Below are 17,479 nucleotides of genomic sequence, written 5' to 3' on the forward strand. Positions count from 1 at the left end.
CGCTCAGCGGCCCGTCGCGAGGGTCGTGAGCATGAGGAGCAGCCCGGCGCCGCCCAGGGAGAGCCCGGCCGAGAAGAGCATGAGGACGGCGGCGTCGCGCGCCTCGTGTCGCACGCGCCGGCGCTGCGGCGCTGCGGCGGTGACGCTCATGGACCTGCTCATCGGTGTCGACCCCGGTCTGCTGGAAGTGGCGGTGTGGCGGTGCGTGGTGGTGCGTGGGGGTGGAGCGGAGTGGAGGGCGGGAGGGGGCGAGGTGGAGCCGCAGGGTCTGGTCCCCGCCCGTTCGGCGATCGGGGAAGGGATCTGGCGTGGGTCTGGAACCGGGGAAGGTGCCCCAGAAGCACACGGAACGGGCTGAGACCGGGCCCTGCGGATCGCTGTGCAGTTACGTGGAGTCGGGTGGAGCTGGTTAGAGCTGGGTGGAGCCGGACGGAGCCGATTCAGGGGGACGCCGGTCAGACCGGCGCCACGGGTCGTTCGTCGAGATCGGCGAACTTCTCCGCAGCACCGGAGGAGTACTCCGCCCAGCGCTCGGGGTCCCAGATCTCGAGGCGGTCCATCACGCCGATGACGACGATGTCGCGGTTGAGCGAGGCGTAGCCGCGCAGGTGAGCCGGGATGCCGATGCGTCCCTGCTTGTCCGGCGTCGTCTGCTCGGCGTTGGCGAACAGCTGCCGGGCGTAGTCGCGGGCGTCGCGGTTGGTCATCGGCGTGGCCTGGGCCCGCTCGGCCTCCTTCATGAAGACGTCCTGGGGCCACACGACCAGGCATTTCTCCTGCCCCGGTGTGATCACGAGCCCCTCCGCGAGTCGGTCCCTGAACTTGGCCGGGAGGAAGAGGCGCCCCTTCTCGTCGATCTTCGGGGTGTAGGTGCCCATGAAGAACACGGCGCACCTCCTGGCCCCACGAGAGTGGTCTCTTCCTCCACTGCGCTCCACCCTACTCCACTTTCATCCACCGTCAACCACATTCCACCCCGTTTCCGCCCCCGTCGCCCCACGGATCGAGCGCACTCCCCTCCCCCGCCGCCGCCCGCCGCCCCCGAGCGCCCTCCACCCGCCCTCCACCGCGGGTCCGCCGTCCTCCACCTCGCTCCACCGGGCCCGAGGAGTCCCGAGCGGCCCCCACCCGCTCCACTGCGATCCACCCGCGACCCACCCGCGACCCACCGCGCCCGACCGCTCGGTCCACCCGTCGGGCCGCCCGTCCGTTCCCCGGGTTGCGCCGAACCCCTACGGTGGAAGTCCCAGCACGCGGCGCGGGGCCGCAGGGAAGGGGAGGTCCGGTGGATCAGCAGGCAGCCGTCGACGGACGACACGTGAGCGACGCCGGCGGCGTCCCCGATCTCGCGACCCTCACCCGGGTCACCGGCCGCATCCGGGAGAACGTCGAGCGCGTGATCGAGGGCAAGCCCGACGTCGTGACGGCCGCCCTCGTCGTCCTCCTCGCCGAGGGGCACCTGCTCATCGAGGACGTCCCCGGCGTCGGCAAGACGATGCTGAGCAAGGCGCTGGCCCGCAGCATCGACTGCACGGTGCGCCGCATCCAGTTCACCCCGGACCTGCTGCCCTCCGACGTCACGGGCGTCTCGGTGTTCAACCAGCAGTCCCGGGAGTTCGAGTTCCGCCCCGGCGGCGTGTTCGCCAACATCGTCGTCGGCGACGAGATCAACCGCGCCTCGCCCAAGACCCAGTCGGCGCTCCTGGAGTGCATGGAGGAGCGGCAGGTCACCGTCGACAACTCCACCTACCGGCTCGAGGCGCCGTTCCTGGTGATCGCCACCCAGAACCCCGTCGAGATGGAGGGCACCTACGCCCTGCCGGAGGCTCAGCGCGACCGCTTCATGGTGCGCGTCTCGATGGGCTACCCCGTGCTCGCCGCCGAGCTGGCGATGCTGGCCAGCCACACCGTCACGGCCGCCAACCCGCTCGACGATCTCGAGCCGGTCACCGACGCCGCCGAGATCGCCAAGCTCATCTCCATCGTCGGGCAGATCCACGTCTCGGACGCCGTGGCCCGCTACGCCGTCGGCATCACCGCGGCCACCCGCACCACCCCCGAGCTCTCCCTCGGGGCCTCCCCGCGCGCCACCCTGCACCTCGTGCGGGCCGCCAAGGCCTACGCCGCGATCTCCGGGCGCGAGTTCGTCGTCCCCGACGACATCGCCCGGCTCGCGGCACCCGTGCTCGGCCACCGCCTCGTCCCGAGCCTGGAGTCCAGCAGCGGCGGACGGTCGGTGAGCGCCGTCCTCGAGCAGTTGGTGGCGGGCGTCCCCGTTGCGTGAGGCGCTCGGGTCCCTGACGCTGCGCGGCCGCGCCTTCCTCGGTGCGGGCGTGACGGCCACGGTCGGCGCCCTCGTGGCGGGCCAGCCGACCATCGTGCGGGCGGGCCTGCTGGCCCTGGCGCTGCCGCTCATCAGCGGCGCGGTGCTGCTGCGCAGCCAGTACCGCATCGCCCTGGGTCGCCGGCTCGCCCATGCGCGCATCCCGGCCGGCGGGCAGACCGAGGTCACCTTGAGCCTGACCAACGAGGGCCGCACCCCCACCGGGCTGCTGCGGTTGGAGGAGCAGCTGCCCTACGCGCTCGGCGCCCGCCCGCGGTTCGTGCTCGAGGGCGTGGGTCGGGGCTGGCGCCGCACGGTGTCCTACCCGGTGCGCGCCGACCACCGCGGTCGCTTCACGATCGGCCCGATGCAGGTCGAGGTCGGCGACCCCTTCGGCATGGTGCGGCTGCACCGCGAGTTCGCCTCCACCGCGACCCTGGTGGTGACCCCGCGGGTCGTCGACCTGCCGGCCGTCGCCTTCACCGGCGGCTGGGCCGGCGCCGGCGACAACCGCACGCGGGCGTTCGCCGTCGGGTCCGCCGAGGACGTCACCGTGCGCGACTACCGGCGCGGCGACGACCTGCGCCGCGTGCACTGGCGCTCCTCGGCCCGGGCGGGCGAGCTCATGGTGCGCCGCGAGGAGCAGCCCTGGCAGGCGCGCGCGACCCTGCTCCTCGACAACCGCGCCCAGGCGCACGTGGGGCACGGCGCCGCCTCCTCGCTCGAGACCGCGGTCTCGCTGGTCGCCTCCATCGCCCGCCATCTCGCCCAGCGCGGCTACGCCGTGCGCCTGGCCACCGCCGCCACCCACGAGGCGTGGCACGACCACACGGGTGCGGCGTCGACCGAGGCCCTCATCGACCAGCTCGCCGTGGTCGAGACCGTGCCCGGCACCGGCGTTCCCCTCGACACCTCCTGGCTCTCCGACCACGGCGAGGGCGGGCTGCTGATCGCCGTCCTCGGTGCTGTCGGCGAATCGGACGCCGTCGCGCTGCGGCGGCTGCGCCAGCACGTCGGGGTCGCCGCCGCGGTCGTGCTGGACACCGCCTCCTGGTCGGGCGGGACCGCGACGTCGCCCTCCGGGTCCCCCGTCGCCGCCGTCGCCTCCGTCACGGGGGCCGGGTGGTGCGCGGTCCCCCATCGTCACGACGACCGGTTCGAGACCACCTGGACCGCCCTGGCCCGCAGCGTCTCGGCGCGCGGGTCCGGCATGGCGGCGGCGGGAGCGCTGCGATGACCACGACCAGCCCCACCAGCCCTGCCAGCCCGGCCGGCCCGCCACAGGGCGACCGGATCCAGGTGCGCCGGCTCGGCGCCGCCCCACCGGAGCAGCGGCCTCGCGTCGACGACCTGCTCACCGCGGCCGCGCCGGCCCTCGTCACGGCGTTCACGGTGTGGGCCGCCCTGCTCTCCTGGGTCGACTTCGCCGACGACTTCGGGGGCTACCTGCGTCCCCTGGGGTGGATCGCCCTGCTCGTCGCCGTGCTCGGAGCCACGCTGCGTGCGCTGCGATCGCCTCTCCTGCTGACACTGGCGGTCCAGGCCCTCGCCGCCCTCGCGGCCGCGACCTACGCCATCACCGGCGATGCGCTGCCGCTCGGCGGGGGCGCGACCCGTCTGTTCGACGCCGTGCGGTCCGCCCAGGACACCGCGAACACCTACGCCTCCCCGATCGGCTCGGGCGTCCCGCCGATCGACCCCCTCCTCATCGTGGCCGGCGCGGGCGCCATCGTCGTCGTCGACCTCGTGGCATGCAGCCTGCGGCGTCCGGGCCTCGCCTCGGTCCCGCTGCTCGTCGTCCTCGCGGTGCCGATCGCCGTGCTCGGCGACCTCGTGCCCTGGTGGGTGGCGATGCTGGTCGCCCTCGGCTTCGCCGCCCTGCTCTTCCTCGGCGAGCTCGACGCCGCCACCCGATGGGGCAGCAGCGTGCACGACCAGCATCCGGGGTTCCGCGTGCGCACCGGCTCGGTGCGAGGTCCGGCCGCCGGGGTGGCCGCGGCGAGCGTCGTCCTGGCCGTGGCGCTGCCCGGCGTGCTGCCGCTCGGCGACCTGCGGCTCTTCGACGTGGGCGGCGGGGCGGGCAAGGGCGACGGGTTGCGCGTCGTCAACCCGATGACCGACCTGCGCCGCGACCTGCGCCGCGGCGCCGACGTCCCGGTGCTCAGGGTCACCACCGACGATCCCGATCCCAGCTACCTGCGGGTCGCCGCGCTCACGGTGTTCCGCAACGAGGAGTGGACGGCGGGCGATCGTCAGGTGCCCTCCGACCAGCAGGCCGACGGCGAGGTGCCCGGACTCTCCGCCGTCTCCAGCAACGTGCGCCGCCGCACCTACGACTACGGCATCGAGACCTCCCCCGACTTCGACTCCCGCTGGCTGCCGACGCCCTACCCACCGACCTCGGTCACCGCCGAGGGCGACTGGCGCTACGACACCGCGACCATGGACTTCCTCGCCTCCCAGGACGGCCTCAACGCGGGCGGCATGTCCTACCGCGCCGTCGGCGACCAGCTGGCGCTGACGCCCGAGGCGCTCGACGAGGCACCCGCCCCCGGCGGACTCGTCAGCACCTCCTACACCGAACTGCCCGACGGTCTGCCCCCGATCGTCGACGAGATCGCACAGCGCGTCACCGCCGACGCCCCCACCGACTACCAGGCCGCGGTGGCCCTCCAGCGCTTCTTCCGCAGCCAGTTCACCTACGACCTCGACTCCGCCCCGCTCGGCGACGGCGTCGACGCCCTCGAGGCCTTCCTCGACCCGAACGGCGACCGCAGCGGCTACTGCGAGCAGTTCGCCTCGGCGATGGCCGTGATGGCCCGCGACATCGGCATCCCCGCGCGGGTGGCCGTCGGCTTCCTGCGCCCCGACCGCATCGGCCCCGGCACCTACCTCTACAGCTCCCACGACTACCACGCCTGGCCCGAGCTCTACTTCGCCGGCTTCGGCTGGGTGCGCTTCGAGCCGACGCCGTCGGTGCGCACCGACCAGCCGCCGTCCTGGACCCGCGGTGTGACCGACACGCCCGCACCCTCCGCGGCCCCGGAGCCGACGCAGGCACCGTCGAGCGCCGCGCCGTCCACGGCCCCCGGCGCGCAGGACCGGCCCGACCGGGAACTCCCCCAGGACGCCGCCGCCACCGAGCAGTCCGGCCGCGATCCCGCCGTCCTCGCCGGGACGGCCGCCGGTGTCGCCCTGGTGCTGCTCGCAGCCGCCTCCCCCGCCGTCGTGCGTCGGCGACGGCGCGCCCGCAGGCTGGAGGGCACGGCCGAGGACGCCTGGACCGAGCTGGCCGACACGGCGCGCGATCTCGGGCACCCGTGGCCGCCGACCTGGTCGGTGCGCACCACCGGGGCACGACTGGCCGAGCGCCTGCGCGGCACCACCACCGCGGGGGACGCCGCGATCGCCGCCGCCCTCGACCGGCTCGTCGACGCCGTCGAGCGGGAGCGCTACGCCCCGAGCGCGACGACGGCCCCGGGCGCCCTCGCCGACCCGGCCGGCGTCGTGCTGACTGCGATGGCCGAGGTCACCTCACGGCGGCGACGCTGGCGAGCGACCCTGCTGGCGCCCTCGCTGCTGCGACGACCCACCCGAGCGGTGTCCGCCGAGGACGACCGGCTCGAGCCGGCCGGCCGCGGCTGACCGGCGCCCCGGACAGCTCAGGCCGGACAGCCCGGGCCGGACAGCTCAGGCGGAACGCTCGACGCGGAGCGGGCGCACGTTGCCCGGGAGATCGCGACGCGGCGCACGGGCGTCCTTCGCGATCTCGTAGCGGAACTGGCCGACCAGGGTCTGCAACTCGGCGGCCATCCGGCTGACCGAGCCTGCGGCGTCCAGCGACTGCTCGGCGGCCAGCGAGGTGTCGCCGGCGACGGAGGCGACCCGGGCGACGTTGCCGGTGATCGCACCCGTCCCACTGGCGGCCTCGGCGATCCGGCGCGACATCTCGTCGGTCGTGGCGGCCTGCTCGTCGACGGCGCTGGAGATGGAGCTCTGGATCGAGCTGATCTGGTCGATGATCGCGACGATCTCGCTGATCGCGGCGACCGTGCCGGTCGTGTCGGACTGGATCTCCTCGATCTGACGCCGGATCTCCTCGGTCGCCGTGCGGGTCTGGTTCGAGAGCTCCTTCACCTCGCTCGCCACGACCGCGAACCCCTTGCCGGCCTCGCCGGCGCGTGCCGCCTCGATCGTGGCGTTGAGGGCGAGCAGGTTCGTCTGAGCGGCGATGGAGCTGATCAGATCGAGCACGCCCGCGATCTCCGAGGAGGACGCACCCAGGCGGCTGACGGTGGTGTTGGCCGAGTCGGCCACGCCGACGGCGCGCTGCGCGACGGTGGAGGCCTCGCGGGCACTGGTCGCGATCTCGCGGATCGCGCCGGTCAGGTAGTCGGCACCGTCGGCGACGGCCCGCACGTCGGCCGCCACCTGCTGCGCCTTGGTCGAGGCGGCATCGGCCTCGGTGGCGGTCTCCTGGACGCTGTCGCCCATGGCGGAGGAGGTGACGCTCAACTCCTCCGAGGCCGAGGCCAGGGTCAGGGAGTGGCTGGCGATCTCGCCGATGCTGGCCCGCAGGGTCTGCAGCAGCTTGTCCAGGCCTCCGGCCAGCTGACCGATCGCGTCGTCCCCGGTGACGGTCACCGGACAGGTGAGGTCACCGCCCGCAGCGGCGTCGACGACGGTGAGCAGGGCGTCGACCTTGGCGCGCAGGTCGGCCGCCGCGGCCGCCTCGGCCTCCGCGATCTCCTTCTCCCGGGCCATCCGCTCGTTGAGGGTCTGCTGCTCCAGCGCGGCCGCAGCACGCTGCCGCTCGGCCTCGTCGGCCGCGGCCTGGCGCTCGCGCTCGGCCTCGGCAGCGGCCGCTGCGGCGGCGCGGGCCGCGTCGGCCTCCAGACGCTTGCGCTCCTCCTCGGCGGCCAGGCGCTCGGCCTCGGCCCGGGCCGAGGCGTCGGCGAGGTCCTGGGCCGCGCGGGCGGCGCGTTCCTGCTCGGCGCGGGCGACGTCGTCCTGCGCCTGTTCGAGGGAGATGACCGCGGTGTTGAGGGCGGTGGCGATCCGACCGAACTCGTCCTCGCGATCGTGCTCGAGTCGGCGGGTCAGGTCACCCCCCGCGACGCCTTCCAGCACTGCGACGGTCCGTTCGATCGGGCGGGTGATCGAGCGACCGACATAGGCGAGTGCGACGAGCAACAGGAGCTGGGCGAGGATGCCGAGCAGCATGATCATCCGCCGGGTGGAACCAGCCTCGGAGATCATCGCCCGATAGTTCGTGACGTCCCCGGCGCGCTCGAGGTCGACCACGCGCCCGAAGTCGGTCGGCAGCGCCTCGGACGGCTCGAGGTTGTCGACCGTCTGGGTCTGCACCGCCGCCTTGACCTCGCCCTGATCGATCAGGTCGTGGGCCTTGATGGTGAAGTCGTCGTACGCGTCGACGTTCGCGCTGATGGTGTCGAGGATGTCGCGGGACTCCTGGCGCGTTGTCGAGTTGCGCGCGATCTCGATCTGCTTGTTGGCCTCGTCGATCGCGTCGAGGAACTGCTGGTAGGTGTCCGCGGTCAGCTGCTTCTGAGCGGGATCACCCAAGGTGGCCAGCGCGACCCACATGTTCGCCTGGTCGTCGGCCGTCAACCAGGCCTGGTAGGCGTTGGTGACAGCGACGGTCACCTTCATCGACTCCAGCGAATCGGTGGCCCGCCCCTTCATCCTGCCCGTCGCGTTGATCGCCGGCACGGCGATCGCGAGCAGCAGCAGCGTGGTGATCGCGCCGACCGCGTACAACTGCTGACGGACCGTGACCTTGCGCAAGAATCCCATGTCTTCGCCCCCCAGGCGCCTCGGCGGTCGTGCCTCGCCGGAGGACATCGGCCCCCGGGTCGGCGTCCTGAGGGGTCGGCGGGATATCTGTCCCGGGGCACCTGGCCCGGAACGCGACGAGGCCCGGACCAGTGGTCCGGGCCTCGTGCTAGAGACGGCAGGGGTCAGAAACCCTGACCCTCGTCGCGGCGGCGGCGCCACCGCTCCTCGACACGCTCCATGAAGGAGCCGGAGGTGCGCCGCTGCTGCTTGGGGGCACGGCTACGGCCGGCGCGCGGCGCGCGCCCACCGTCGACGACACCGAAGCCGCGGTTCGTGCGGGTGACGGCCGGCTCGGCCGTCGCGGCCTTCTGGCTGCGGATGGCCCCCAGCCCCCAGGTGGCCGAGGCGAGCATGACGATGAAGCCGACGACGCCGAGGGCCCACAGCTTGGTGATCACCCCGGCGGTGAGGACACCGACACCGGCTGCCAGCGCCACGCCGGCGAGGATGGCGCGCCGACGGGCCGTGCGGCGCAGGGACGTGCCGCGCAGGGTGGAGGCGAACTTCGGATCCTCTGCGGAGAGAGCGCGCTCCATCTGCTCGAGCAGTCGCAGCTCCTCTTCGGAGAGTGGCACCTTGGGCCTCCACTGGGTAGATCGTGGTGTCGGGCGGGTCACGCCGGTGGCTTCCAGGATAGGCAGGCGTGTGGCGACACGGTAGGCGGACCGGGAATTTTCACGAACCTGTCAACGCCGGGGGCTGGCGGACGGGGACGTGAACGGTGCTTCTCGGGGGTTCTCGGGGGTTCTCGGGGCTTCTCGGGGGCGCTAGCGGCCGCGCCGGCGGGCGAGCAGGTGCAGCTGCGCCGCGAGCGGGCGGTACTCCGGACGGGTGGCGACCGCGTGCTCGAGCTCGAGCAGCGCGGCCGTCGCGCCGGGTTCGAGGTCGAGCAGGCTGCCGGGCACGAGGTCGGCGAAGACCCGCACGCCCTGCAACGCGATCGCGTCGAGGCCGGCGCCGGCGACCAGCTCCTCGAGCTCGGCGGCGGTGAACCGCACCCCGGCACGTCCGGTGGGCGCGGTGGAGTCGAGCAGGGCGAGGGCCTGGCCGAAGTGACCGGCCATCGCGCGGGCGATGACGGCCGCATGCCGTTGGGCGACCAGCAGACTCAGCGCTCCCCCGGCCCGCAGGCTCCCGGCCAGGACGGCGAGGGCCTGCGCCGGGTCGCCGGCGACCTCGAGGACGCCGTGGCACAGCACGAGGTCGGCGCTCGCCGTTCGGTCGGCCAGCGAGGCGAGGTCGCCCTGCTCGCCGGCGACGGCGACACCGGCGTCGCGTGCGCGGCGGTCGAGTGCGGCGAGCGCATCGGGGCTGGGGTCGATGACGGTGACGCGGTGGCCGAGGGCGGCGATCCGGACGGCGAGCCCGCCGGTGCCGCCGCCGATGTCGACGACGTCGAGCGGGGCGGTGGTCACCAGCGGCTGGAGCGCGGCCCAGACGACACCGGTGCGGACGGCGCCGCGACGGTCCGAGGGACGCTCCGATCCGGAGGCGGGTCCTGACGCGGGGCCGGGTGCGGGTCCGGGCATGGCGCCACCCTAGTGCGTGGTCGTCCGTGCACCGCGGGGGCGCCCGGTCAGCCGGCGCGCCCGAGTTCGACAGGCAGAGCGGGGTGCCGGGTCTCGTGCGGACGCAGGCCGAGGGACTCCTCGATCAGGCGCACGAAGCGCTCGGCGTCGCGGAGCAGGTCGTCGGCCTCGCGTGCCGTCACCGCGCGCCGCGAGCCGGCCTCGGCGGCAGCGCGCTTGCGGGCACCGGCGGCGAAGAAGGTGGCCCACTCCTCGAACTCCGGTGCGAGCCGGGCCAGCAGGACCCAGGCGTTCTGGGTGCTGCGGCGTCCCGGAGCCTCCGGCCGGGCGCGGGTGGAGAGCAGGGCAGCCGCGGCCCGCAGGGCGGCCACGTGGGCGTGGGCGTAGCGGGCGGGGACGTCGGCCGTGGCGGCGGCCTCGGCGAGGGAGTCGGCCGCGCGGTCGAGGTGGCTCACGGTGGTGGCGCTGATGCGGGTCATGGTCTCCCCCTTCACGGATGATCGAACGCGTGTTCGAACACCACCAGTGAAGCGCGGAAGGGCCACGCGGTCAAGGGCACGCACCGCACGGCTCGCCGGCGGATGGCCCGATGGACGGCCCGACGGGGTCAGGCCGGTGCGTGCACGAACCGGCCGATCGTCGGCCGGAAGAGGGTCGCGAGGATCGCGACGTCGAGGAGCAGGGAACCCCACGCGAGCACCTCGAAGCTGGTCGGCGCGCCGATGCGGATGGCCGCGCCGGTGGCGATGCCGATGAGCACCACGAGGGTGGCCAGCACCCACCGCGCCCAGGCGTGCCCGTGCCGGAACAGCGCCAGCAGCACCAGCACGAGCGAGACGATGACGACCCACAGCACCCACGCGACCGGCACGAACTGCGGGATCGCGATCGGCTGCTCGGCCTTGAGGTAGGCCAGACCCTGCCGGGCGACGATCTCGCGGGCCTCGCGGTGGCCCTGGGCCCAGTTGAGGATGAGGTCGTCGCGCTGGACGATCGTCAACACCACCGTGACGGCGCCCAGACCCAGCAGTCCGAGCAGCAGACCGCTGGCGAGGTCGACAGCGCGGGGGCGCGGCGTCGTCATGACTCCTCCGGATCGTCGGGCCCCGCCCCGACGGCGGCGGAGACTCTGCCCGCACTCTAGTGCCGCGCCACTAGGGTCTCCGCATGAGCGAGGAGCATCCCGGGATCCGTCGGTTCCGCGAGGAGCACGCCCGGCGTGGCGGCCGTGGCGAGATCGTCGTGCTGCCCGACGGCGTCCACACCGCCGCGCTCGCTGCCGAGGCGCTGGGCTGCGAGGTCGGCGCCATCGCCAACAGCCTCCTCTTCGACGCCGACGGCTCGCCGGTGCTGGTGCTCACCTCGGGCGCGCACCGGGTCGACCCGGTCGTGACGGCCGAACGCATCGGTGTGGCGTCGCTGCGGCGCGCCTCCCCCGACTTCGTCCGCGAGCACACCGGCCAGGTCATCGGCGGGGTCTCGCCGTTCGCCCACCCGGCGCCCCTGCCCACCTACCTCGATCCCTGGCTCGCGCGACACGAGGTCGTCTGGGCGGCGGCCGGTCATCCGGCCGCGGTCTTCTCCACGACCTACGAGGAGCTGCGGGACATCACCGGCGCCACCCCGGTCGAGGTCGTCTGATGGCCCGGGTCGTGGTGATCGGCGGCGGCCTGGGCGGCCTGGCCGCGGCGGCGCGGTTGGCCAAGCTCGGGCACCGCGTGCACCTGGTCGAGCGGGGCGAGCGGTTGGGCGGCGTCCTGACCCCGGTCACCGACGACGAGGGACTCGGTTTCGGCTGGGACGCCGGCCCGCAGGCGACCCTGCTCCCGGCGGTCCTGCGCGACCTGTTCCGCAAGACCGGGCGTCCACTTGAGCAGGAGCTCGACCTGGTGCCGCTCCCGCTCGTGCGCGAGCACCGCTTCGAGGACGGCTCCTCGCTGCGGCTCGCGGGCGGCTCCCGCGGGGCGCAGACCGAGGCGTTCGAGGCCCTGCGTCCCGGGTTGGGCGCGCAGTGGCAGGCCTACGTCGACGCCGGGGGCGACGACTGGGAGGTGCTGCGCCGCCACTACTTCGAGACGCCCTGGAACCCCGAGCGGCTGCCGGCCGAGGCCGCCGCGCTCCTCGACGACCGCACCGTGCTGCGCAAGCGGCTCAAGCGCGCCTTCCGCGACGACCGTGCGCGCCTGGTCGCGGGCCACCCCCACGTGGCCGACGGCCACGACCTGCGCAACGTGCCGGCCTGGGCCGGGCTGGTCTCCTACCTCGAGCAGACCTTCGGCGCCTGGACCGTGCCGTCGGCGGCGCCCGGGACGCCGTGCGGCTCCAGCGGGATGGCCGCCCTCGCGCTCGCCCTGGAGAAGCGTCTGGAGACCCGGGGCGTCGTGGTGCACACCGCCACCACCGCCCTCGACCTCGTGCTCGGCACCGGCGGCGCCGTCGTCGGCGTCCGGATCGCCGCGACCCCCGCCGATCCCGAGGCCCCCGAGGCTCCTGGGACCCCCGACGGGCCGGGCCCGACGGAGGGAGCCGAGGTGCTCGACGCCGACGTCGTGGTGTGCGCGATCGACCCCCGCCGACTGCCCGCCCTGGCCCGGTCCGTCGAACGCACGATGCCGGCCCTGCCGCCGGTCGTCACCCACCTCGGGCTCCGCGACGACCCGGCCGATCCCCTGCCCGACGTGCCGAGCGAGGTGGTGCTGCACGGCGACCCGATGCTGGTCGTGCGCACCGGCGGCTGCGCTCCGGCGGGTCACCAGGCCTGGACCCTCCACGCCCGCGGCAAGATCGCCGAGGAACTGCCCCGTGCCCTGGCGCGGCGCGGCCTCGACGTCCGCCGCCATGTCGTCACCCAGGTCGATCTCAGCCCGCGCCGCCTGGTGGAGCGCTGGGGCGGCTCCCCGCACGGCGTCCTGTGGCAGGGCCGCGGCACGGTGCGTCGCCGGCTGGGTCCCACGACCCCGATCCCGGGCGTCTACGCCGCGGGCGCGCACGCCACGCCCGGCGGCGGGGTGCCGTTCGTCGGCCTCTCGGCCGCGCTGGTCGCCCAGGTCGTCGGGCCCGCGTGACCGGCCCCAGGCTGAGCGGGGGTCAGACGGTGACGTTGAGGCGCTCGAAGATCTCGAGCGTCGCGCGCGACTGATTGAGCGTGTAGAAGTGCAGGCCCGGCGCGCCGCCGGCGAGCAGTTCCTCGCAGAGCTCGGCCGCCAAGGCGATGCCCTCCGCGCGCATGGCGACCGGGTCGCCCTCGTGCGCCCGGATGCGCTCGACGACGTCGGCGGGCACCTCGGTGCCGATCAGCTCGCCCTGGCGACGGATGGCGTTGAGGTTCAGGATCGGCATGATGCCGGGCAGGATCGGCAGGTCGACGCCGCGCGCGGCCACCCGGTCGACGAGCGAGAAGTAGTCGTCGGCGCGGAAGAACATCTGGGTGACAGCGAACTCGGCACCCGCGCGGGCCTTGGCGGCCAGCACGTCGGCGTCCTGGTCGAGGGACGCCGAGGCCGGGTGCCGCTCGGGGAACGCCGCGACGCCGATGCGGAACGTGCCGCGAGCCGCGCACATCTCGACGAGCTCGGAGGCGTACTGCAGGCCGCCCTCGGTGGGCACCCACGGGGCCCGGGGGCCGTCGCTGGGATCGCCGCGCAGCGCCATCACGTGCCGGACGCCGGCTGCCTCGTACTCGTCGAGGATCGCCTCGAGCTCCTCGCGGGTGTGGCCGACGCAGGTGAGGTGGGCCATCGGGGTCAGCGTGGTCTCGCGGGCCATCCGGCCGGTCACCCGCACCGTGGTGTCGCGGTTGGAGCCGCCGGCACCGTAGGTGACCGAGACGAAGGTCGGCCGGTACGGCTCGAGCGCGCTCACCGCACGCCACAGCTGCTCCTCGCCCGCCTCGTCGCGCGGGGGGAAGAACTCGAAGGAGAACGACCGCTCGCCGGCTGCCACCAGCTCGGCCAGGGAGCGCCCGCGGTCGATCGTCATGCCCCGATTCTAGGTACCCGGCGGTAGCACCGGCCGCGTCGTCCACGGGCGGGGACGGCGTCTAGGCTCGCCGCGTGAGCGCCGTCTGGGACCCCGCCGACTTCCGTACCGGGATCGAGTCGGTGATCACGGAGTTCCTCGACCGGCAGGCCGCGGTGCTGGCTCCGCTGGGCGAGGACGCCGGTCGGCTGCTGGCCGAGGCCCGGGCCCTGCTGGCCGGCGGGAAGCGGCTGCGGGCGGCCTTCTGCCACTGGGGGTACCTGTCGGTGCACCCCGATCCGTCGTCCGCGGAGCTGGCCGCGCTCGGCCGGGCCGCGGCGTCCCTCGAACTGCTGCACGCCAGCGCGCTCGTGCATGACGACCTCATGGACGCCTCCGACACCCGGCGTGGCCGGCCGGCCACCCACCGCGGCTTCGCGGCCGAGCACCGCGCGGCCGGCTGGAGCGGCGACCCCGAGCAGTACGGCGCCGCCGCGGCGATCCTGCTCGGCGATCTGCTGCTGGCCTGGGCCGACGAGCTGCTGCGCACCTGCGGACTGCCCCTCGAGCGGGTCGCCCCGGCGCTGCGGGTCTTCGACCTGTGCCGCAGCGAGGTGATCGCGGGGCAGTTCCTCGACATCTCCGTGCAGGCCCGCGGGCACGCCGACGAGGCGACGGCGATGACGGTGCTGCGCTACAAGTCGGCCAAGTACTCCATCGAGCGGCCGCTCCACGTGGGCGCGGCGCTGGCCGGTGCCGACGACGCACGCCTCGCGGCCCTGACCGCCTACGGCCTGCCGCTCGGCGAGGCCTTCCAGCTGCGCGACGACCAGCTCGGCGTCTTCGGCGATCCCGCCGTCACCGGCAAGCCGGCCGGCGACGACCTCGTCGAGGGCAAGCGCACCGTGCTGGTGGCCCTCGCCCTCCAGGGCGCTCCCCCGGACGACCGCGACCACCTCGACCGCTCCCTCGGCCGCCCGTTGGACGACGCCGAGGTCGACCGGCTGCGCGCGATCATCCGCGCCAGCGGCGCCGAGGACGCCGTCGAGCAGCGCATCGACGACCTCACCCGCGCCGCCCTGGCCGCGGTCGACGCGGCCGCCGTCGACGATCGGGCCCGCACGGCGCTGCGCGAGCTGGCCGGAGCGGCGACGCGTCGCTCGGTCTGAATCTGCGCCCCGGCATCCCCCGCGATCAGCGGGGTGTCACCAGGCCATGGCCTGGGCGCGGCGCTTGACCTCGCTGCCGCGGTTCTCGCGCAGGGCGTCGATGCCGCGACCGGGGAAGTCCTGGTCGAGGAAGAGCCAGGCGATGATCTCGCGGTCGGTGTAGCCGCCGTCGTGGAGCACGGTGACGACGCCGGAGAGCCCCTTGACCAGCTCGCCGTCCTGTACGAACAGGGCCGGGATCTGCTGGCCGGCCCGCGGCCGGGGCACGGCGGCGGCGATCTGGTGGTCGGCGATCATCGAGCGGATGCGCGACGTCGCGACGCCCAGGCGCCGCGCGGCCTCGGCCCAGTCGATCCACTCCTCCACGAGGACGTCGAGGTCGTGGTCGGCGAGGGGGATGTCACGGGTCGGGTCGGCCATGGGGTCATCGTCCCACGCGTGTCCGACCGGAGCCTCGGCGTGTCGCCACCGTACGATGGGCGCTCCGGAGCTTCCCCCTCCGGAGCAGGAGGGACGAGGTGACCGAGCAGACGACGCGCGCGCACGGCGCCGGCTCGACCGACCCCTTGCACGGGCGCGTGCTCGACGGCCGCTACCGCATCGAGGGCCTGATCGCCCGCGGCGGCATGGCCCGGGTCTACACCGCCCACGACGAGCGGCTCGACCGCACGGTGGCGGTCAAGGTGATGCGCGCCGACCTCGGCGACGACGAGCAGTTCGCCGCGCGCTTCGTGCGCGAGGCCCGTGCCGCGGCCCGGCTCAGCCACCCCAACATCGTCGCGGTCTTCGACCAGGGCGAGGACGACGGCACCGTCTTCCTGGCGATGGAGTACATCCCCGGGCGCACGCTGCGCGACGTGATCGCCGCCGAGGCGCCGCTCTCCCCCGCCCGGGCGCTGGCCGTGCTGGAGCCGGTCGTCTCGGCCCTGGCCGCCGCCCACCGGGCCGACATCATGCACCGCGACGTGAAGCCGGAGAACGTGCTGCTGGCCGACGACGGCCGGGTCAAGGTCGCCGACTTCGGGCTGGCCAAGGCGATCAGCGCCGACACCAGCCACACCGCCACCGGCATCCTCATCGGCACGGTCTCCTACGTGGCGCCCGAGCTCGTCGTCCACGGCACGGGCGATGCCCGCGCCGACGTGTACGCGGTCGGCGTCATCCTCTCCGAGCTGCTCACCGGCCGGAAGCCGCACCAGGGCGAGTCGCCGATCCAGGTCGCCTACAAGCACGTGCACGAGGACGTCCCGCCGCCCTCGCGCGTCGTCCCCTCGATCCCGCCCTACCTCGATGCGCTGGTCGCCCGTGCGACCGCACGCGACGTCACCCAGCGCCCGGCCGACGCCGGCGTCCTGCTGCGCCACCTCCATCTCGTGCAGCAGGCGCTCGCGGCCGGCGTGGCCGACGACCCCGACCTCACCGCCGACCTCACCCCGCGGGTCGTCTCGGGCACCGCCGAGCTCGTCGGCCTCGAGGAGATCCGCGAGCGGCTCGTCGAGGAGGACGACCCGCTGGCGCTGCCCGACCTCGGCGAGCACACCCAGCGCCTCGCGGCGATGGCGCCCGCGGCCGGGGCGACCGGGTCCGCCGTTACGGCCGCGACCGCAGCGGTGACGGTCCGGCCCGTGGGCCCGATCGAACCCGTCGCTCCCCTGCCGCCGCCGCGACGCCGTCGTCGGCGCGGTCCGCTCGCACTGTTCCTCGCCGTCCTGCTCGCCGTCGCGGTGGGTGTGGGCGCCTGGTGGTTCGGCTACGCCCGCTACACCTCGCTGCCGAGCGTCCTCGACCTCACCCAGGCGCAGGCCACCTCGAAGCTCCAGGACGCCGGTTTCGAGGTCGAGATCGGCACCCCGGTCTACAGCGACGACGTCGCCAAGGGTCGTGTGGTGAGCACCGACCCCGACCCGGGCTCGCGCGTGCTCGACGGCGACACCGTCACGCTGGTGGTCTCCCTCGGGGTCGAGCAGTACCCCGTGCCGAAGCTGGCCGGGCTCACGCTCGAGGCCGCCACCAAGGCCCTCACCGACACCAAGCTCGAGGTCGGCCTCGTCACCCGCGCCTACAGCGAGACCGTCGCCGAGGGCGAGGTCATCTCCAGCGACCCCGCCGCCGGCGAGCAGCTGCGGCCAGGCGCCGCCGTCGACCTCGTCGTCAGCAAGGGACGCCGTCCGATCCCCGTGGGCGACTGGGTCGGCAAGGACGCCGACCGCGCCCAGAAGGTGCTCGAGCGGCGCGGCCTGGTGGTCGACCGCCGCACCACCGTCTACAGCGACACGGTGCCCGAGGGATTCGTCGTCTCCCAGTCGCCCACCGGCGGCACCCTGTTCCGCGGCGAGACCGTCAACCTCACCGTCTCGCTCGGGCCCGAGCTGGTCGAGATGCCGCGCGTCATCGGCTCCGGCGTCGAGGCGGCACGGGAGAAGCTCGAGGCGCTCGGCTTCAAGGTCGAGGTGCAGAACTCCCGCGCCTACATCGGCCTGGGCTACGTGCTCAGCAGCGACCCCGACGCCGGTCAGCAGGTCCCGAAGGGCTCCACGGTCACCCTGTACCTGGTGTGACCCGGGAGTGACGCCGGTAATCACGCCGGGCGTTCCGCGAGGCAGGCCTCGCGCCGAATCGGCGTCCTCGCAGGCGCGCTCCTA

The 17,479-nt window shown here is 74.3% G+C and carries 16 protein-coding genes; 7 read left to right on the forward strand and 9 right to left on the reverse strand.

The features are described from left to right. Positions 1–3: 3 nt before the first annotated feature. Positions 4–150, reverse strand: coding sequence for a hypothetical protein (locus tag ABD671_RS00930; protein ID WP_344731309.1), 147 nt, complete (start codon positions 148–150; stop codon positions 4–6). A gap of 305 nt (positions 151–455) precedes the next feature. Beyond that, the gene (mraZ, locus tag ABD671_RS00935) at positions 456–887 is read right to left on the reverse strand and encodes a division/cell wall cluster transcriptional repressor MraZ (protein WP_425574864.1); all 432 of its coding nucleotides are present in this window, start codon (positions 885–887) and stop codon (positions 456–458) included. A 431-nt stretch (positions 888–1,318) separates the two neighbouring features. Here mraZ and ABD671_RS00940 point away from each other — a divergent pair, with 431 nt between their 5' ends. The 3 genes from ABD671_RS00940 to ABD671_RS00950 are packed head-to-tail and all read left to right on the forward strand — an operon-like array spanning position 1,319 to position 5,968. Continuing rightward, complete coding sequence (locus ABD671_RS00940) at positions 1,319–2,284, forward strand: AAA family ATPase (RefSeq protein WP_425574868.1); 966 nt, start codon at positions 1,319–1,321, stop codon at positions 2,282–2,284. Then, the gene (locus ABD671_RS00945; RefSeq protein WP_344731310.1) at positions 2,277–3,560 is read left to right on the forward strand and encodes a DUF58 domain-containing protein; all 1,284 of its coding nucleotides are present in this window, start codon (positions 2,277–2,279) and stop codon (positions 3,558–3,560) included. Before ABD671_RS00940 ends, ABD671_RS00945 begins: the two co-directional genes overlap by 8 nt. Beyond that, the gene (locus tag ABD671_RS00950; protein WP_344731311.1) at positions 3,557–5,968 is read left to right on the forward strand and encodes a transglutaminase TgpA family protein; all 2,412 of its coding nucleotides are present in this window, start codon (positions 3,557–3,559) and stop codon (positions 5,966–5,968) included. The genes ABD671_RS00945 and ABD671_RS00950 overlap by 4 nt, the downstream gene beginning before the upstream one ends. Before the next feature lie 45 nt (positions 5,969–6,013). Here ABD671_RS00950 and ABD671_RS00955 read toward each other — a convergent pair whose 3' ends face one another. The 5 genes from ABD671_RS00955 to ABD671_RS00975 all read right to left on the reverse strand — a co-directional run bounded on the left by ABD671_RS00955 (position 6,014) and on the right by ABD671_RS00975 (position 10,795). Next, positions 6,014–8,140 (reverse strand): methyl-accepting chemotaxis protein, encoded by a 2,127-nt coding sequence (locus ABD671_RS00955; RefSeq protein WP_344731312.1) that lies wholly within the window; start codon positions 8,138–8,140, stop codon positions 6,014–6,016. A 164-nt stretch (positions 8,141–8,304) separates the two neighbouring features. Then, a complete protein-coding gene (locus ABD671_RS00960) occupies positions 8,305–8,757 on the reverse strand; it encodes a DUF3040 domain-containing protein (RefSeq protein WP_344731313.1) in 453 nt (150 codons plus the stop codon). A gap of 192 nt (positions 8,758–8,949) precedes the next feature. Further along, positions 8,950–9,711, reverse strand: coding sequence for a methyltransferase (locus ABD671_RS00965; protein ID WP_344731314.1), 762 nt, complete (start codon positions 9,709–9,711; stop codon positions 8,950–8,952). Positions 9,712–9,758: 47 nt separating this feature from the next. Next, on the reverse strand, positions 9,759–10,190 hold the full coding sequence (locus ABD671_RS00970; RefSeq protein ID WP_344731315.1) for an SAV_6107 family HEPN domain-containing protein: 432 nt from the start codon (positions 10,188–10,190) through the stop codon (positions 9,759–9,761). A 128-nt stretch (positions 10,191–10,318) separates the two neighbouring features. Beyond that, the gene (locus tag ABD671_RS00975) at positions 10,319–10,795 is read right to left on the reverse strand and encodes a hypothetical protein (protein ID WP_344731316.1); all 477 of its coding nucleotides are present in this window, start codon (positions 10,793–10,795) and stop codon (positions 10,319–10,321) included. Positions 10,796–10,878: 83 nt separating this feature from the next. Between ABD671_RS00975 and ABD671_RS00980 the strand changes: the two genes are divergently transcribed. After that, positions 10,879–11,352: a YbaK/EbsC family protein gene (locus tag ABD671_RS00980; protein ID WP_344731317.1), complete on the forward strand. Its 474-nt coding sequence runs from the start codon at positions 10,879–10,881 to the stop codon at positions 11,350–11,352. Further along, a complete protein-coding gene (locus ABD671_RS00985) occupies positions 11,352–12,776 on the forward strand; it encodes a phytoene desaturase family protein (protein ID WP_344731318.1) in 1,425 nt (474 codons plus the stop codon). Before ABD671_RS00980 ends, ABD671_RS00985 begins: the two co-directional genes overlap by 1 nt. Before the next feature lie 22 nt (positions 12,777–12,798). Here ABD671_RS00985 and metF read toward each other — a convergent pair whose 3' ends face one another. Further along, a complete protein-coding gene (gene metF, locus ABD671_RS00990; protein ID WP_344731319.1) occupies positions 12,799–13,689 on the reverse strand; it encodes a methylenetetrahydrofolate reductase [NAD(P)H] in 891 nt (296 codons plus the stop codon). Positions 13,690–13,763: 74 nt separating this feature from the next. Here metF and ABD671_RS00995 point away from each other — a divergent pair, with 74 nt between their 5' ends. Beyond that, positions 13,764–14,837 (forward strand): polyprenyl synthetase family protein, encoded by a 1,074-nt coding sequence (locus ABD671_RS00995; RefSeq protein WP_344731320.1) that lies wholly within the window; start codon positions 13,764–13,766, stop codon positions 14,835–14,837. Between the two features lie 36 nt (positions 14,838–14,873). Here ABD671_RS00995 and ABD671_RS01000 read toward each other — a convergent pair whose 3' ends face one another. Beyond that, complete coding sequence (locus ABD671_RS01000; protein ID WP_344731322.1) at positions 14,874–15,257, reverse strand: Rv2175c family DNA-binding protein; 384 nt, start codon at positions 15,255–15,257, stop codon at positions 14,874–14,876. A 98-nt stretch (positions 15,258–15,355) separates the two neighbouring features. Between ABD671_RS01000 and pknB the strand changes: the two genes are divergently transcribed. After that, positions 15,356–17,395 carry a Stk1 family PASTA domain-containing Ser/Thr kinase gene (pknB, locus tag ABD671_RS01005; RefSeq protein WP_344731323.1) on the forward strand — a complete coding sequence of 680 codons (2,040 nt, stop codon included), beginning with the start codon at positions 15,356–15,358 and terminating at the stop codon, positions 17,393–17,395. Positions 17,396–17,479 lie beyond the last annotated feature (84 nt).

It is taken from the genome of Nocardioides fonticola (assembly GCF_039536805.1).
Taxonomy (GTDB): domain Bacteria; phylum Actinomycetota; class Actinomycetes; order Propionibacteriales; family Nocardioidaceae; genus Nocardioides; species Nocardioides fonticola.

What these genes read in the sequence shown, in the direction of transcription:
- ABD671_RS01000 (WP_344731322.1), bottom strand. Translation starts at nt 15,257, where the DNA reads ATGGCCGACCCGACCCGTGACATCCCCCTCGCCGACCACGACCTCGAC.
- ABD671_RS00980 (WP_344731317.1), top strand. Translation starts at nt 10,879, where the DNA reads ATGAGCGAGGAGCATCCCGGGATCCGTCGGTTCCGCGAGGAGCACGCC.
- ABD671_RS00955 (WP_344731312.1), bottom strand. Translation starts at nt 8,140, where the DNA reads ATGGGATTCTTGCGCAAGGTCACGGTCCGTCAGCAGTTGTACGCGGTC.
- metF (WP_344731319.1), bottom strand. Translation starts at nt 13,689, where the DNA reads ATGACGATCGACCGCGGGCGCTCCCTGGCCGAGCTGGTGGCAGCCGGC.
- ABD671_RS00985 (WP_344731318.1), top strand. Translation starts at nt 11,352, where the DNA reads ATGGCCCGGGTCGTGGTGATCGGCGGCGGCCTGGGCGGCCTGGCCGCG.
- ABD671_RS00930 (WP_344731309.1), bottom strand. Translation starts at nt 150, where the DNA reads ATGAGCGTCACCGCCGCAGCGCCGCAGCGCCGGCGCGTGCGACACGAG.
- ABD671_RS00975 (WP_344731316.1), bottom strand. Translation starts at nt 10,795, where the DNA reads ATGACGACGCCGCGCCCCCGCGCTGTCGACCTCGCCAGCGGTCTGCTG.
- ABD671_RS00950 (WP_344731311.1), top strand. Translation starts at nt 3,557, where the DNA reads ATGACCACGACCAGCCCCACCAGCCCTGCCAGCCCGGCCGGCCCGCCA.
- ABD671_RS00965 (WP_344731314.1), bottom strand. Translation starts at nt 9,711, where the DNA reads ATGCCCGGACCCGCACCCGGCCCCGCGTCAGGACCCGCCTCCGGATCG.
- ABD671_RS00970 (WP_344731315.1), bottom strand. Translation starts at nt 10,190, where the DNA reads ATGACCCGCATCAGCGCCACCACCGTGAGCCACCTCGACCGCGCGGCC.